Annotated in this window: 8 protein-coding genes and 2 pseudogenes; 6 read left to right on the plus strand and 4 right to left on the minus strand. The window is 63.7% G+C overall.

Going from position 1 to position 16,694, the window contains the following annotated elements:
• The first annotated feature begins 27 nt into the window (after nucleotides 1-27).
• The 3 genes from F0P97_RS02945 (at nucleotide 28) to F0P97_RS02955 (ending at nucleotide 7,028) form a co-directional block, all read left to right on the plus strand.
• A complete protein-coding gene (locus F0P97_RS02945) occupies nucleotides 28-165 on the plus strand; it encodes a hypothetical protein (protein WP_182285555.1) in 138 nt (45 codons plus the stop codon).
• Nucleotides 166-314: 149 nt separating this feature from the next.
• Nucleotides 315-6,251, plus strand: a complete 5,937-nt coding sequence (gene uvrA, locus F0P97_RS02950) for an excinuclease ABC subunit UvrA (protein WP_182285556.1) — start codon at nucleotides 315-317, stop codon at nucleotides 6,249-6,251.
• Nucleotides 6,252-6,266: 15 nt separating this feature from the next.
• Nucleotides 6,267-7,028 (plus strand): hypothetical protein, encoded by a 762-nt coding sequence (locus tag F0P97_RS02955; RefSeq protein WP_182285557.1) that lies wholly within the window; start codon nucleotides 6,267-6,269, stop codon nucleotides 7,026-7,028.
• 100 nt (nucleotides 7,029-7,128) lie between these two features.
• Here F0P97_RS02955 and F0P97_RS27880 read toward each other — a convergent pair.
• From F0P97_RS27880 to F0P97_RS02970, 3 genes and pseudogenes are all read right to left on the minus strand, one after another.
• Nucleotides 7,129-7,266 (minus strand): annotated as a pseudogene (locus tag F0P97_RS27880) (TRAP transporter large permease); the annotation flags it as partial.
• A gap of 131 nt (nucleotides 7,267-7,397) precedes the next feature.
• Entirely contained in the window at nucleotides 7,398-8,735 is a 1,338-nt protein-coding gene (locus tag F0P97_RS02965) for an MFS transporter (RefSeq protein ID WP_182285558.1), read from the minus strand.
• A gap of 44 nt (nucleotides 8,736-8,779) precedes the next feature.
• A complete protein-coding gene (locus F0P97_RS02970; protein WP_182285559.1) occupies nucleotides 8,780-10,426 on the minus strand; it encodes a GMC family oxidoreductase in 1,647 nt (548 codons plus the stop codon).
• Between the two features lie 230 nt (nucleotides 10,427-10,656).
• On the opposite strand from F0P97_RS02970, the gene F0P97_RS02975 reads away from it, so the two are divergent.
• Nucleotides 10,657-11,391, plus strand: coding sequence for an IclR family transcriptional regulator (locus F0P97_RS02975; protein WP_232538108.1), 735 nt, complete (start codon nucleotides 10,657-10,659; stop codon nucleotides 11,389-11,391).
• A gap of 63 nt (nucleotides 11,392-11,454) precedes the next feature.
• On the opposite strand, the pseudogene F0P97_RS02980 reads toward F0P97_RS02975, so the two are convergent.
• Nucleotides 11,455-11,577, minus strand: a pseudogene (locus F0P97_RS02980) (TRAP transporter large permease subunit); the annotation flags it as partial.
• A 372-nt stretch (nucleotides 11,578-11,949) separates the two neighbouring features.
• Here F0P97_RS02980 and F0P97_RS02985 point away from each other — a divergent pair.
• Both F0P97_RS02985 and F0P97_RS02990 read left to right on the plus strand, forming a co-directional pair.
• The gene (locus tag F0P97_RS02985) at nucleotides 11,950-16,056 is read left to right on the plus strand and encodes a Pls/PosA family non-ribosomal peptide synthetase (protein WP_182285561.1); all 4,107 of its coding nucleotides are present in this window, start codon (nucleotides 11,950-11,952) and stop codon (nucleotides 16,054-16,056) included.
• Nucleotides 16,056-16,667, plus strand: a complete 612-nt coding sequence (locus tag F0P97_RS02990) for a 4'-phosphopantetheinyl transferase family protein (protein WP_182285562.1) — start codon at nucleotides 16,056-16,058, stop codon at nucleotides 16,665-16,667. Before F0P97_RS02985 ends, F0P97_RS02990 begins: the two co-directional genes overlap by 1 nt.
• Nucleotides 16,668-16,694 lie beyond the last annotated feature (27 nt).

The raw sequence follows: 16,694 nt of genomic DNA on the forward strand, positions 1-16,694 counted from the left end.
CTGTTCATAACGACTCTGGAGACTGATATGTGGAAGCTGGCGATTGGTTTTGTGGTGTTTGCCGCCGTGGCGCTGTTTGTCATCATGAAGGCGGGGGACAAGGTGGATATGAGCGGCGAAAAACATGGTGCGGATGCGATTCATGCACCGGTGGAGTCCAAATGAAGACTGCCGCAAGCGATCAAAGCCCCGCCAGCCGGGGCTTTTTTTATTGCACTCTTCAGAGCTGCGGCAAACCTGAATGCACATGCGCAACCCAGGCTCTTGCCAGGACTGCCTAGAATGTTTGGCCTCCATAGAAAAGACCGCAGAACATGACGCAGGGCCTGATCCGTATCCGTGGTGCTCGCCAGCACAATCTTCGCAATCTGGACATCGATATCCGTACCGGTGAACTGACCGTGGTCACCGGCCCCAGCGGCTCGGGCAAGTCCAGCCTGGTGTTCGACACGCTGTACGCCGAAGGCCAGCGCCGCTATGTCGAGACCTTCTCCGCCTACGCGCGTCAGTTCCTCGATCGCATGGACAAGCCGGCTGTGGACAAGGTCGAAGGTGTGCCGCCCGCGATTGCCATCGACCAGACCAACCCGGTGCGCAACTCGCGCTCCACCGTGGGCACGATGACGGAGATCAACGATCACCTCAAGCTGCTGTTTGCGCGTGCGGCCCAGTTGTTCGACAGCAGGACGGCCCTGCCGGTGCGCCACGATACGGCGGACAGTATTTATGCCGAGCTGGCCCAGCGCTGCGAGGCCGCGGGCGACCCGCGCATTGCCATCACCTTCCCGGTGGAGCTGCCGGCCAATACCTCGGCCGAGGAGGTGGAGCAATGGCTGTCTGCCAGCGGCTTCACCAAGGTGCAGGCCGAGCGCGAAGTGGAGCGCGCGCATGCGGCCAGTGACGAGGCCGCCAAGGCCAAGAAAAAAGCCAAGCCAGCCCCCGAGAAGATCAAGGTGCTGGATGTGATTGCCGACCGCTTTCGCCTCGGCAAGGCCGAGCGTTCCCGCGCCATGGAGGCGATCGAGGTGGGCCTCAAGCGCGGCAGCGGCAGGCTCACGGTCTATGTGTTGCCCGAGAGCGGTGTCGAGGCGGCCGAGCCCGAGCTGTGGAAGTTCTCGCTGGGCCTGCACTGTCCCGAGAGCAATCTGACTTACCAGGAGCCGATTCCCTCGCTGTTTTCCTTCAACTCCGCGGTGGGCGCCTGCGATGCCTGCCGTGGTTTCGGTCGCGTCATCGGGGTCGACTGGGGACTGGTGATTCCCAATGAAAAGCTCACCTTGCGCACCGGTGTCATCAAGCCGATCCAGACGCCGGCCTGGAAGGAGATTCAGGACGATTTGATGCGCCACTCCGAGGCCGAGGGCATTCCACGCGATACGGCCTGGTCCAAGCTGACCCAGGCGCAGAAGGACTGGGTGATAGAGGGCTCGCCCAACTGGAACGGCAAGTGGAGCCAGACCTGGTATGGCATTCGCCGCTTCTTCGAGTATCTCGAAAGCAAGGCCTACAAGATGCATATCCGGGTGCTGCTGTCCAAGTACCGCAGCTATACCGAATGCCCGAGCTGCGGTGGCGCTCGCCTCAAGACCGAAAGCCTGCTCTGGCGCATTGGCGGAAAGCAGGCCGCGGATGCCGTGCTGCCGCCCGGCGACGAGAGCGGCCGATACCAGCGCTTCATGCCGCAGGCGGTGGGCTGGAGCCGCGAGCAGCTCGAGAGCCTGCCCGGCCTGTGTCTGCATGATCTGATGCGTTTGCCGATCACGCGCCTGCGTGACTTCTTTGCGCAGCTGGCGCCAGACAACGATGCCGTTAAAAATGATGGTGAAGCCCAGGCATTGAGGATGCTGCATGCAGAAGTCATGACGCGGCTGCAGTATCTGTGCGATGTGGGCATAGGCTATCTCACGCTGGACCGCCAGAGCCGCACGCTGAGCGGTGGCGAGGTGCAGCGCATCAACCTGACCACCGCTCTAGGCACTTCGCTGGTCAACACCCTGTTTGTGCTCGACGAGCCATCGATAGGTCTGCACCCGCGCGATATGGAGCGCATCACCGAAGCCATGCAGCGCCTGCGCGATGCGGGCAATACGCTGGTAGTGGTGGAGCATGACCCCGCCGTGATGTTTGCCGCCGACCGAATGATAGACATGGGGCCGGGCCCGGGTGCGCGCGGCGGCCAGATCGTGTTCGACGGCACGCCCGAGGATTTGCGCAAGGCCGATACCCTGACCGGCGCCTATCTGGGCGGGCGCAAGCAGGTGGGCTTCGGTCTCAAGCGCATGGTGACCGAGAGCACGCCGCGTCTGATTCTCGAAGGCGCGCGCGAGCACAATCTGCGCGATATCAGCGTGGACTTTCCGCTGCAGCGCCTGGTCACCATCACCGGCGTGTCGGGCTCGGGCAAATCCACGCTGATCCAGGACGTGCTGGTGCCGGCACTGATGCGCCATTTCGGCAAGCCCACCGATGCGGCGGGCGCGTTCGAGCGCCTGCTGGGCGCGGACCATCTGGCCGATGTGATGTTTGTGGACCAGTCGCCGATCGGCAAGACGGCGCGCTCCAACCCGGTCAGCTATGTGGGCGCCTGGGATGCGATCCGCGAGCTGTTCGCCGTGGCGCCGCTTTCACGCCAGCGCGGCTACACGGCTGCCAAGTTCAGCTTCAACAGCGGCGACGGCCGCTGCCCGACCTGCGGCGGCTCGGGCTTCGAGCATGTGGAGATGCAGTTCCTCTCGGACGTCTATCTGCGTTGCCCGGACTGCAACGGCACGCGTTATCGCCCCGAGATTCTGGAAGTGAAAATCGAGCGCAACGGCCAGCCGCTGAATGTGGCCGATGTGCTGGAGCTCACGGTGGCCGAAGCCGCGCTGCTGTTTGCGCAGGATCGCGACGTGATCCGCGCGCTGCAGCCCATCGTCGATGTGGGCCTGGAATATGTGAAGCTGGGCCAGCCCGTGCCCACGCTGTCGGGCGGCGAGGCACAGCGTCTCAAGCTCGCCGGCTTTCTGGCCGAGGCGGCCAAGGCGCAGTCCAAATCCAGGCAGTCGCTGGCCAAGAAAGGCACGCTGTTCCTGTTCGACGAGCCCACGACCGGCCTGCATTTCGAAGACATTGCCAAGCTCATGCGCGCATTGCGCAAGCTGCTCGAAGCGGGCCACTCGCTGATCGTCATCGAGCACAACCTGGACGTGATTCGCGCAAGCGACTGGCTGATCGATCTGGGTCCCGAAGGCGGTGACGGCGGCGGTCTGATCGTGGCCGAGGGCACGCCCGAGGAGGTGCGCCATGTGAAGGAATCGCACACGGCCCAGGCCTTGCGCGAATACGACCTGGCCATGGGCGTGGGCGGAGAGGCGGTGCGCGAAGTCGCTCCCATGCTCTACAAGCCCCAGCGCAAGGCCCAGGCCGAAAAGGCGCCGCAGGCCAAGAACGCGATCGAGATCGTCAATGCCAAGGAACACAACCTCAAGTCCCTGAGCGTGGATGTGCCGCGCGGCAAGTTCAATGTGGTGACCGGTGTCTCGGGTTCGGGCAAGTCCACGCTGGCTTTCGACATCCTGTTCAACGAAGGCCAGCGCCGCTATCTCGAATCGCTCAATGCCTATGCGCGCTCCATCGTGCAGCCAGCGGGCCGTCCCGAGGTCGATGCGGTCTATGGCATACCGCCCACTGTGGCCATCGAGCAGCGCCTGTCGCGTGGCGGTCGCAAGTCCACGGTGGGCACGACCACCGAGGTCTGGCACTTTCTGCGCCTGCTCTATGTGAAGCTGGGCGTGCAGCACTGCATACACGACGATGCCATCGTGCAGCCGCAGACCGAGGAAAGCATTGCCGCGCAGCTGATGACGAATTTCCGCGGCCAGACCATAGGCCTCTTGAGCCCGCTGGTCGTCAACCGCAAGGGCGTCTATACCGAGCTGGCCGACTGGGCCAGACCCAAGGGCTACACGCATCTGCGCGTGGACGGCGAGTTTCTGCCGACCACGGGCTTTCCGCGTATCGACCGCTTCAAGGAACACACCATCGAGCTGCCCGTGGCCAGCGTGACGGTGACCGCGGCCAACGAGAAGGAGCTGCGCGGCCATCTGCGCCAGGCGCTGGAAATCGGCAAGGGCGTGCTGCATGTGCTGTCCGGCATCGAGAACCTGGCCGACGCCATGCAGGGCGGCCGGAGCACGGCCGGCATCGGCGCGCTGCAGGTGTTCTCCACCCAGCGCGCCTGCCCGGTCTGCGCCACCAGCTATGCCGAGCTGGACCCGCGTCTGTTCTCCTACAACAGCAAGCATGGCTGGTGCCCCGATTGCGTGGGCACGGGTGTGAAGCTGACCAAGGACCAGCGCAAGGTCTATGACGACACCTTGCTGGCCGACGACAATCGGGGCCGTGAGGTGAAGTTCGAGGGACAGGAAGTGGAGGACCTGGCCGAGGTGGAATGCCCCAAGTGCCAGGGCACACGTCTGAACCCTGTGGCGCGAGCCGTGAAGTTTCACGATGAGGCAATCACCGATATTGCCCAGCTGTCGGTCAGCGATGTGCGCCAATGGATACAGAGTCTGGAGCTTACGGGCCGCGAAGCCGATATTGCGCGCGATCTGATTCCCGAGATCCAGAGCCGTCTCGAATTCCTGGAAGAGGTCGGACTCAACTATCTGACGCTGGACCGCGGCGCGCCCACGCTGAGCGGGGGCGAGGCCCAGCGCATCCGGCTGGCCGCGCAGCTGGGCAGCAATCTGCAAGGTGTCTGCTATGTGCTGGACGAACCCACCATCGGCCTGCATGCGCGCGACAACCAGATCCTGCTCAATGCCTTGCACAAGCTCGGTGACAAGGGCAACACGCTGGTGGTGGTGGAGCATGACGAAGACACGATTCGCCGCGCCGACCACGTGATCGATATCGGCCCCAGCGCCGGCATCCGCGGCGGCCGTCTGGTGGCCGAGGGCACGGTGGATGACATCATGGCGGCCAAGGACTCGGTCACGGGGCGCTATCTGCTGCACGCCATGCGCCATCCCTTCAAGCCGCGTCTGTGGGTGGGGGAGGGCGAGCCTCCGGAAAAAACGGCTGCTATCAATGCAGAAGCTTCTGACGCTGGCGATATGGAAGTTTTAGATAAGAAACCATCCAAAGCCAAGAAAAAGAAAGCGGTAGCTGCTACTGAGAATGTGGTGCCGCAAGACAGCGACGTACTGCACTGGCTGACGGTGCTGGGCGCGAATCTGCACAATCTGCAGAGCGTGGAGGCGCGTGTTCCGCTCAAGCGGCTGGTGGCCGTGACCGGAGTTTCCGGCTCGGGCAAGTCCACGCTGGCGCGTGATGTGCTGCTGAGCAATGTGGCGGCCTGGGTGCAGCAGCGCTCGACCAAGGCCGGCCGCGATGCCATGGATGCCGGCAAGTCGCCGGCACTCGTGGGCTGCAAGGGGCTCAAGGGCTTCGAGACCATCGACCGCGTGCTCGAAGTCGACCAGACCCCGATCGGCAAGACGCCGCGCTCCTGCCCGGCGACCTATATCGGCTTCTGGGACACGATTCGCAAACTGTTTGCCGAGACCCTGGAGGCCAAGGCCCGCGGCTATGCGGCTGGCCGCTTCTCGTTCAACACGGGCGAAGGGCGTTGCCCGGCCTGCGAGGGCCAGGGCGTGCGCACCATCGAGATGAGCTTTCTGCCCGATGTCAAAGTGCCTTGCGAAGTCTGCCACGGCGCACGCTTCAACCCCGAGACGCTGGCCGTGAGCTGGCGCGGCAAGAGCATTGGCGATGTGCTGCAGATGGAGGTCGACGAGGCCGTCGAGTTCTTCGCCTCCATGCCCTCGATTGCCCATCCGCTGCAGTTGCTCAAGGACGTGGGGCTGGGCTATCTCACCCTGGGCCAGCCATCGCCCACGCTGTCGGGCGGCGAGGCCCAGCGCATCAAGCTGGTGACCGAGCTGACCAAGGTGCGCGACGATATCGGCCGGCGCGGACAGAAGTCTCCGCACACGCTGTACGTGCTTGACGAGCCCACCGTGGGCCTGCACATGGCCGATGTGGACAAGCTCATCCATGTGCTGCACCGCCTTGTCGACGGCGGCCACAGCGTGGTGGTCATCGAGCATGACCTCGACGTGATTGCCGAGGCGGACTGGATCATCGATCTGGGCCCCGAAGGCGGCAAGGACGGCGGGCGCATCGTGGCCACGGGAACCCCCGAGGAGCTGGTGAAGATCGGCACCCACACCGGCAAGGCACTGGCGCCGGTGCTGGCGCGGTAAGAGGCGGCGCGCACCATGTCCTTCTCGCGCAGCAACTTTCCTGCACCGGCGGAGCTGGCCGCCTCGCGTGTCGCGTGGATGGCGCAGATCGCGCACCCACCGCTGCCGCCGGCGGTGCAGGCCTGGATGATGTGGGCGCGTGGCTGGAAGGATGCGCTGCCATGGCTGCAGCTTCCTGCATGGCGTGAAGGCGCGGGCAACTGGCTCGCGATGCAGCGCGCCACCGATACGGCTGGGCTGTGGTCTCAGACTGGTGAGTACCGCTTCGGCCTGGACCTCAAGGCCAGCACGCCCGGTGATCTGCGCTGGATCGATGGCGCGGTGGCGGATGGCTGGAGCCCGCACTGGCTGGTGCTGAGCCATGGCCTGGATGGCGACCCGCTGATCGGTGACATGAGCCGGCCCGAAGTGCCTGTGCTGTGGAAGTGGCATGACGAGCCGCACCGCGCGGCCAGGCCATTGTTCGCCTCGCTCGAGGAGTTGATGGCGCATGTGCAGGCCAAGGCAGCCAAAGCGCCACTGGTGCCGCTTGAAACGCGCTCTTCCACCATCTTCTACACCGTGCGCCTGCTGGAGCTGGGGCCCGACCCGGCCAGGGTCATGCTGGCGCTCAGGAAAATCTTCACGACGCTGTCTGCGCAGGAGCTGCTGAAACTCAAGACCAGGCTGCCGCTGACGCTGCTGGACGATAGCGTCAGCGCCTTGCAAAAGGACCGCCTGGTGCAGAATTTCGGGGGGCTGGGTGCGCGCGTGGAAGTGAGTGAACGTCGCTTGTAGCGCGCACGCTCATGGTGTTCATGAGTCAGCGGCACCGATTTCTGATCGAAAAAAAGGCCCCCGTGATGCACGCAGGCCTTGTGGTCCAGCACAGCCCGCTTTACTGGAATCCCTGCGTATGCGGCAGCCAGGTGGACAGTGCCAGGATGAAGGTCAGCAGGCACAGCACGACGAAGTGTGCCAGCAGGAACAGCGGCATCTCGCGCGTCAGCTCGGTGATGGACACCCGCGTGGACACGGGAACCTCCGAGGCGCTGGTCAGCATCGGCACCCACACCGGCAAGGCACTGGCGCCGGTGCTGGCCAGAGGCTGATGTCGTGGTGTGGGGCAATACTCTGTCGGGTATTGCCCCGTCTCCGGATCGACGTTCAAGCGCTTCTGTACGTGCTTGCCGGGCGAGTGTCGGGCTGGCTTTCAGCCTGCGCTTGCGGGCTGCGGCCTATGGACATGGCGCACAAGGCGGAGACCAGGCCGGCAAACAGGACGTACAGGCAGATCAGCCAGGGCGAGCCGTCACCTGCCTTGATCAGGCTGGTCGCGATGATGGGAGTGATGCCCGCCGCAAAGATGCCCGAGAACTGATAGACGAAGGAGATGCTGGTGTAGCGAACCTTGGCGTCGAAAAGGTCGCAGAAAAGCGCTGCTTCCGGACCATAGACCGATGCATAAAGCACGCCAAACGGAATGACGATGGCAGCCCAGATCAGCATCGCATTGCCGTTGCTATTCGTCATCAGCCAGAAGGCTGGAAAGGCCGAGATGGCGGTAATGAGTGAGCCCCACATGTAGGTGCGGGCACGTCCCAGTCTGTCCGACATGCGGCCAAAGAACGGGATGGTCACGCACATCACTACGGCCGCCAGCATCACGCCCATCAGCGCATCGGTGCGCGATATCTTCACAGTGTTGGTCAGGTAGCTGATGGAAAACACGCCGAAGACGTTGAAGAACACACCGTCGATATAACGGGCCCCCATGCCCTTGAGCACGTTGCCGGGATAGCGGCGCATCATGTCAAAAAAGGGAATAGCCGTTTCCGCGTTGCGCTCCTTGACGGCAGCAAATTCCGGTGTCTCCTTCACGTGCAGGCGGATGTACATGCCTACCAGTACCATCAGTCCCGATATCAGGAAGGCGATGCGCCAGCCCCAGGCCATGAACTGCTCGTCGGTGCACAGCCAGGACAGCAGTGCCACGACGCCCGATGCCATGAACAAGCCTATGGCCAGACCGATCTGAGGCAGTGAAGCGTAGAAGCCTTGCTGGTTCTTGGGCGCATATTCATAGGCCATCAACACGGCTCCGCCCCATTCTCCGCCTAGCCCTATGCCTTGCGCGATGCGCAGCAGCAACAGCAGGATTGGCGCGGCTATGCCGATTTGCGCGTAGGTCGGAGTCAGTCCGATGAGAAAGGTCGAAACGCCCATGATCATGAGGGTGATGACCAGCATGCTCTTGCGTCCGATCTTGTCGCCGAAGTGCCCGAAAATGATGCCTCCAAGAGGCCGGGTGACAAAGCCGACGGCGAATGTGCTGTAGGCCAGCAGGGTGGAGATCAGCGGATCTTCCCCAGGAAAGTAGAGCTTGCTGAACACGATGCCGGCGACTACGCCGTACAGAAAGAAGTCATACCACTCGATGGTGGCTCCGATCAGTGCGGAGGTGACTACCTTACGAACGACCTTGGGATCACTGTCTTTTGCCATGATGTCTCCTGGTGTCTTGTCGCGTGGTTTGAACCTTCAAGCAGTCATGCGACTTGAAACTGCCTTGCGTCTTCATGGATCAGGTCGGCGGCTTTTTCGGCAATCATCACGACGGGGGCATTGGTGTTGCCCGAAACCAGTGTCGGCATGATCGAACAATCAACCACACGCAGCCCTTGGATGCCGTGGACGCGCAAGCGCGCGTCCACCACAGCCATAGGGTCCTGGGCCAGGCCCATGCGACAGGTGCCGCTGGGGTGGAAGATCGTGGCGCCGTTATCGCGGCAGAACTCCAGCAACTCCTCATCACTTTGCGTCTGTGGACCGGGCTTGACTTCGCGTTTGACATATGGAGCCATGGCTGCAGATTGCGCGATCTGTCTGGCTGAGCGAATGGCGGCCACGTTGGTGCGTTGATCGAGTTCCGTGCTCAGGTAGTTGGGCTGCATGGATGGCGCGGCAAAAGGATCTGTGGAGCGAATACGCACATGGCCGCGAGACTCGGGGCGCAACTGACACACTGACATGGTGAATCCCGAGTAAGGGTGGACCTTGCCGCCGGCCATGTCCGCAGAGAGCGTGGACACATGAAACTGGATGTCTGGTGTGATGGCGACGGGGCTGCCGTCGGCATTCTTGAGGGCCCGCATGAAGCACCCGCCCTGATTGATACCGACGGCCAGGGGACCCGAGCGGTAGAAAAGCCATTCCAGCCCCAGTCGCGTCGTACCAACCCAGGAGTTCAATTGATCGTTGGTGGTGATCGGTTTGCTGCACTCGTAGCTCAGACGGATCTGCAAATGGTCTTGCAGGTTTTCACCCACGCCAGGCAGTTCGTGCACGACTGGAATTCCGAGGCTTTGCAGCAGTGTGCGAGGTCCTATGCCTGACAGCTGCAAGAGCTGGGGCGATTGAATGGCTCCGGCGGACAAGATGACCTCTGCATGGGCCATTGCCTTGCGCATCCGGCCGTTCTGGCGAAAGTCCACGCCTATGGCCCGTTTGCCACGCATGATCAGTCCGGTGGCCATGGCATCGGTCTCAATATGCAGATTGGGACGCTTGCGGGCGGGGCCCAGATAGCCCTTGGCGGTGCTGCAGCGCAAGCCCTTGCTCGTGGTGAGTTGGTAGTAGCCGGCACCTTCTTGCTGCTGCCCGTTGAAGTCACTCGTGCGTGGGACGCCGATCTGCTCGGCGCCGGCAATAAAGGCTTCAATCAGCTCATGCCTGGCCCCGATGTCCGAGACCTTGAGCGGGCCGGCTGCGCCATGGAAGTCGACCGCGCCTCTTGCATTGCCTTCTGACTTGATGAAGTAGGGCAGCACATCCTCATAGGACCAGCCTGGGTTGCCCAGCGCGGCCCAGTGATCGTAGTCCTGTGCCTGGCCTCGCACGTAGATCAGGCCGTTGATGGAACTGCTTCCACCCAAGGTCTTGCCCCTAGGCCAATAGATTCTTCGTCCGTTCATATTGGGGTCGGGGTCTGTCTCGAAACGCCAGTTGTATTGAGGGCTCCACATGGTCTTGCCATAACCGATGGGCAAGTGGATCCAGACAGATCTGTCGGGAGGCCCTGCCTCCAGCAGCAGGACCTTGTTGTCGGGGTCTTCGGAAAGTCGTGCCGCGAGAACGCATCCGGCAGAGCCGGCGCCGACGATGACGTAGTCATAACTTGCGATCGCATCTGACACAGAAAATCTCCTTTTGTTCTGCTAAGGGGAACTATTTGTTCCTTTTGGTGGAACTCTAAATGCGTGATTGCCCGCTGCAATCAGCGCTTTCCCTTGCTGGTGTAAATACCGGGACGCATGGGCTTTCAACTGGCGTATCCGCGAGCTGTGCCATCATTCCTGTCATGCCTGTAGCAATTCCACAAAGTGCTTCCGATGCCGCACAGCCCTCCCAGGAAGATCCCAGCTCAATGTCGGACCGTGCGCTCGCGGTGCTCGATTACGTGACCCAAAGCAGCGAACCTCCTGGGCTGATGGAAATTGCCAATGCGCTGCACTTTCCCAAGGCCACAGCTTCGCGTTTGTGCTCGGGATTGGAGTCGCGGCAGTGGCTGACGCGGCACGAGGGGGATCGCAGTTTTGCGCCAGGTCCGCGCTTGCTCAGTCTTGCGGTGAAAGCCCTGCAATGCGATCCGCGCCAGGCTTTGCGCCATGAGGTTTTGTCCCAGCTGGTGCAGACCTTGGGTGAGACCTGCAACCTCACGGTTCTTGATGGAACCCGTGTACGTTATCTGGACCGGGTGGAGACGCATTGGCCCTTGCGCATGCAACTGGAAGTCGGGTCCCTGGTGCCTTTGCATGCGACAGCCAGCGGCAAGCTTTTCCTCGCGCATATGGCTGATCAGCGTCGTCAGGCCGTGCTGGAAAACCTGCTGCTGACGCCTTGTACGTCACGCACCTTGCAATCAGCCGAGGCATTGGCCCAACAGGTCCAGCAGATTCAAGCGCTTGGCTATGCCTGCGACCGTGAAGAGTTCATGCTGGGAATGATTGCCGTGGCCGTACCGATCAAGGACGACAAAGGCCTGTGCCGTGCAGCGCTGGCGGTGCACGCGCCGCAGGCACGCATGTCTCTGGAGCAGGCGCTCACGGGCTTGCCGCATTTGCAGGCTGCTGCACAGCGCATGGGCAAGCTCTTGTTCTAGTGCCGGCATTGAACGCACGGGGCGCGATCCGCTGGACGCGGTCGTCGCAGCACAGGGCCACCCGGCGAAGTGTGTGGGATCGATGCCCAGGCTGAAGGCGATGGGCGCGAGAATGGGCACCAGAATCATCACGCCGGGCAACGGCTCCATGAAGATGCCGAAGACCAGCAGCAGAATGTTCATGGCACACATGAGCTGGCGCATGGCATGGTGCCATGCTCTTGAAGATCCCGCCCAAGGACCGGCCCCCTCAAGCAGGGTTATCTTCCGCACGGAAGCAGCGTCCGGTGCGATGCGCCGTGAACCTGCCCGTGGGGCAGGAACGACGCTTGCGTTCGCATGCCGCACGGCCTCAGCAGATCCCCAGGCTTGCGCAATGACAGAGCGCCGCCGACGAAGCTCAGGGCGATTTTCCATCAATGTAAGTATTGTGCAACGCAGGGGCGGGAGGCCGGCTGCGTCAGCCCCAAAACGGGTGGCCCGCTCAATAATGGCAGACTGAAAAGAGCGGCGCCACCAGGTTCGGATGCATGGTTGCTCCGGGTAAGCCGCTGATCTATGTCTGACACTGTTGTTTTGCGTGGGCCCGAGCGGCCGGACCTGCTGCGCCACGAGGTGCTGGCCGATATCTTCGAAGCGACCGCCGCAGCCCATCCCGAACAGATCGCGCTGATCGAGGGACAGGGCGAGCAGCTGCGTCAGTGCAGCTACGCGGAGCTGGACGCCGATGCCAGCCGTGCCGCGCACCGGCTGATCGAGGCCGGCATCCGCCCCGGCGACATGGTGGGCCTGTGGCTGCCGCGCGGCATGGAGCTGCTCACGCTGCAGCTGGCGATCGCCAAGACCGGCGCCGCCTGGCTGCCCTTCGATGCCGAAACGCCCACCGAACGCATCGCCACCTGCCTCGGCGATGCGAATGCCAAGGCGCTATTGATCGCGCAGCGGCAGACGCATCTGGTGCAAGCCCAGGCAGGTATTTCAGCGCAGGTATTCAGCGACACAGCATTGCTGGCGCCGTTGCCGGCGGGCACGGCGCTGCGCCGGCGCGATGGCGCGCAGCCCGGCTATCCGGCCTATGTGATCTATACCAGCGGCTCCACGGGCAAGCCCAAGGGCATCGCCATCACCCAGGGCAGCATCTGCCACTTTCTGCGCAGCGAGAACGCGCGGCTTGGGGTGCAACGGGGCGACAAGGTCTACCAGGGCTTCTCGGTGGCCTTCGACATGTCGTTTGAGGAGATCTGGATCAGCTATCTCGTGGGTGCGACGCTGTGGCTGGCGCCGAGAGAGATCGCCGGTGACCCAGAGGCCTTGCCGCGCGCGCTGGTGGAGCAGCAGGTGACGGTGCTGCATGCCGTGCCCACGCTGCTGGCGCTGTTCGCGCAGGATGTGCCGAGTTTGCGCCTCATCAATCTTGGCGGCGAGATGTGCCCCGAATCGCTGGTGGCACGCTGGGCCAGCCGGGATGGCGGTGGCCACCGGCAGATGTTCAACACCTACGGTCCCACCGAGGCCACGGTGTCGGCCAGCCTGGCCGAACTCAAGGCCGGCGAGCCGGTGACCATAGGCACGCCGCTGCCCAATTACGGCCTGGTGGTGGTGCGGGTGATCGAGGCCGACAGCTTTCCGGCCGGCACCGCGCCCGCCCTGGTGGGCTTGCCGCAGGGCGAGGTCGGCGAGCTGTGCATCACCGGCCCCGGCGTGGCTGCCGGCTATCTGGGCCGCCCCGATCTGACGGCCGAGAAATTCCTCGCCAATCCCTGGGCTCAGGGTCCGCACGATACGCGGCTGTACCGCACCGGGGATCTGGCGCGTATCGACGAGCATGGCCAGATCCACTGCCTGGGTCGGGCCGACGACCAAGTCAAGATCCGCGGTTTTCGCGTGGAACTCGGCGAGATCGAGGCCGTGCTGGCCCAGCAGCCGGGCGTGGGTACCACGGCGGTGCTGCTGCATCAGGACGAAGGCATGGATCAACTGGTCGCCTTCTACGTGCCCACCGAGATTGCCGCACCGCCCGCGCATTCCGCGCTGCGTGCCTCCCTGGCCGAGCGCCTGCCGCCCTATATGGTGCCCGCGCGCTTCGAGGCGCTGGCCGAGATGCCGCGCCTGACCTCGGGCAAGATAGACCGCAAGGCACTCAAGGTCCGACAGCTGTCCTCCGCGATGGATGCTTGCGGCTCCGACCTGCCTGAAACTCCGGCCGAGGAAGTGCTGTTCGCGGCCCTGGCCCAGCTTTTTCCGGGGCAGTCCATACGCCGCGGGCTGGATTTCTTCAGCGACCTGGGCGGGCATTCCCTGTTCGCGGCGCGGCTGACCTCGCTGCTGCGAGCCGATGCGCGCTTTGCCCGGGCCACGGTGAGCACCATCTACCAGCAGCGCCACATAGGCCTGATCGCCGATGCGCTGCAGGCCGCCCAGCTGGCCGACGATGAGGCCGCAGCCGGCGTTGCGCAGAGGCCGTTCCGCATCCATTCCGCGTGGCGGCGCTGGCGCTGCGGCGCGGCCCAGGCAGTGGCGATTCCGCTGCTGGTGCTGATCAAGATGGCACAGTGGCTGGCGCCGTTCTTCACCTATCACTTCTTCACCGGCGACGAGAACGACTCGGTCTGGTTTGCCGTGGCCATGTCGGTGCTGGCTTTCGCGATCGCCACCCTGGCCGAATTCGCGATCGCCTGGGCCGGCAAATGGCTGGTCGCCGGGCGCCTCAAGCCCGGGCGCTACCCGCTGTGGGGATGGACCTATTTCCGCTGGTGGTTTGCCGACCGGCTGGTGGAGGCCGTGCCCATCGCGATGATCACAGGCTCCTCGCTGCACCCGCTGTGGCTGCGTGCGCTGGGCGCGAAAGTGGGCCTTGAGGCCAATCTCGGCTCGATGACGGTGCGTGTTCCCGACCTGTTGGTCATAGGCGACGGCGTCAGTGTGGGCAATGCCGTGAGCCTGGAGAACGCGCGCGTCGAAGGCGGTGAACTGGTGCTGGGCCGTATCGTCATCGGCAACGAGGTTTGCATAGGCTCATATGTGGTTGTGGAAGGCAATACCCGTCTCGAAGACTGGGCCCACCTCGAGGGGCAGTCGGCGCTGGCTGACGGCATGATCCAGCCCGCGCGCAGCATCTGGGCCGGCTCGCCGGCGCGGGCCGTGGGCGAGTTCGACCCCACCAGCCTGCCGCCGCGCCAGACTGCCGGGCGGCTGCGCCAGACCCTGGAGATGCTGGTTTTCCTGGCGGGGGGGCTGCTGGTGGCCACGCTGTTCTTCATGCCGGTGTTCCCGACCTTCATGCTGATCGACGTGCTCGACATCGAGGCGATCTCGGTGCGGCCGTTGCTGGAGCAGGGCGTGGTCGATGCGGGAGGGGCCTTTGTGCTGCGCCTTCTCAAGTTCTTTGTGCTGGCCCTGCCATCCAGCCTGGTGCTGGTGGCCTGCACGGTGCTGGCGGCGGCGCTGGTGCGCTATCTGTTCCTGCCGCGTACGCGGGCCGGCACCTGGTCTGTGCACAGCGGGCGTTACCTGGGCAAATGGCTGGTCAACCAGATCCAGGAGGCGAGCCTGTCCACGCTGCACGGCATCTACGCCACGGTCTACTCCTCCACCTGGTACCGGCTGCTGGGCGCCAAGGTCGGCAAGCAGACCGAGCTGTCCACGGCGCTGGGCGTGGTGCCCGATATGCTGACGCTGGGTGACGAATGCTTTGTGGCCGATGCAGTGATGCTGGGCGACGAGCTCATTGACGGCGGCTGGATGACGGTCAAGCCCACGGTGGTGTCGCGCCGCAGCTTCATCGGCAACGGCGCCTATGTGCCCGATGGCTCGACCATCCCCGAGAATGTGCTCATAGGCGTGATGACTGCCGTGCCACGCAATGCGGACATGAAAAGCGGCGACACCTGGCTGGGGGCACCCGCGATCAATTTGCCGGCGCGGGAGGTCGCACAGGGCTATCCCGAGCACCTGACGTTTGCGCCCTCTGCGTGGCGGCGATTCGCGCGCGGATTGGTGGAGGCCGTTCGCATTGCCGTTCCACATGCGCTGGTGATTGCCGTCGGCTATGCCATTGTGCTGGACGCGATGCCTCTGGCTTCTGAAGAGCGCTGGGGGGCCGTGGTGCTGGACCTGGCCATTTCAGGGGTGGTCTTCGGGATCGTGGCGTTCTTTCTGGTGGCGCTGTTCAAATGGCTGACTATCAGGCGCTACGGCAAGACGGCTGTGCCCATGTGGACACCTTTTGTCTGGCTCTCCGAGGCCGCGACCAATATGTATGAGGGCATGGCGGTGCCCAATTTCCTGCGTTACCTGCGTGGCACGCCCTGGCTGCCACTGGCCATGAACCTGATGGGCTGCAAGATTGCTGCCAGCGTCTATCTGGACACCACCGACATCACCGAGCATGACTGCGTGACGATCGGCGCTCACAGCGAGCTCAATGCGCTGTGCTGCCCGCAGACTCATCTGTTCGAGGACCGGGTGATGAAGATAGACCATGTGTCCATAGGCAGCCGCGTGACCATGGGCGCGCGCTGCACTGTGCTCTACAGTGCCAGCGTGGGCGACGATGTTCAGCTCGGGCCGCTGACCCTGGTGATGAAGGGCGAGACCCTGCCTGCGCGCACACGCTGGGAGGGCGCGCCGGCCGCACCGGCCCGGCGCCGCACCGGGACGGCCTGATGCAGATCCGGCCCTGCCTCTTTGCCGGCGAGCGGCGGGCCGATGCGCCGCAGCTGCGATTGGTACAGGGTCTGGATGCCACAGACCGTGAGAGGGCGCGCGGCCAGGCTAGGGCGGCGCTGCGTACCTGTCTGGCACCGGAGCTGGGCTGTACCGAGGCCGAGCTTGAGGTCAGCAATCTGCGCAACCAGGCACCGCAGCTGTTGCTGCGCGGCAAGCCGCTTGCGGCGCCGCACTGTTCCATCAGCCACGCGCCGGGACTGGCACTGCTGGCATGGCATGGCCGGGCTGCAGTAGGTGTGGATATCCAGGCCGTGGACGCGACCGTGCCACGCTGCGAGCTGGAGGATGTAGTGCGCCTGTTTCTGAGTCCGGAAACCGCTCGGAAGCTTCTGGATATTGCGCCGGGTACTCTCTTCTTCGAAGCATTTGCGAGGGCATGGACGCAGCACGAAGCCCGACTTAAATGCGCAGGCCTGGGTCTGGCGGAATGGAGCGCCACGCTGCAGGCGCGGCTGACGGGCATGGACTGCGCACCGCTGGAGCCTGCAGCTGGCTATGCGGGCGCAGTGGCCTGGTATGGCGCTGCCGGCAGCGGCGGCCTGCGCTGAACAGGCCGTATATCAGTAGTCCGGTTG

It is taken from the genome of Comamonas testosteroni (assembly GCF_014076415.1).
Lineage (GTDB): Bacteria > Pseudomonadota > Gammaproteobacteria > Burkholderiales > Burkholderiaceae_C > Comamonas > Comamonas testosteroni_F.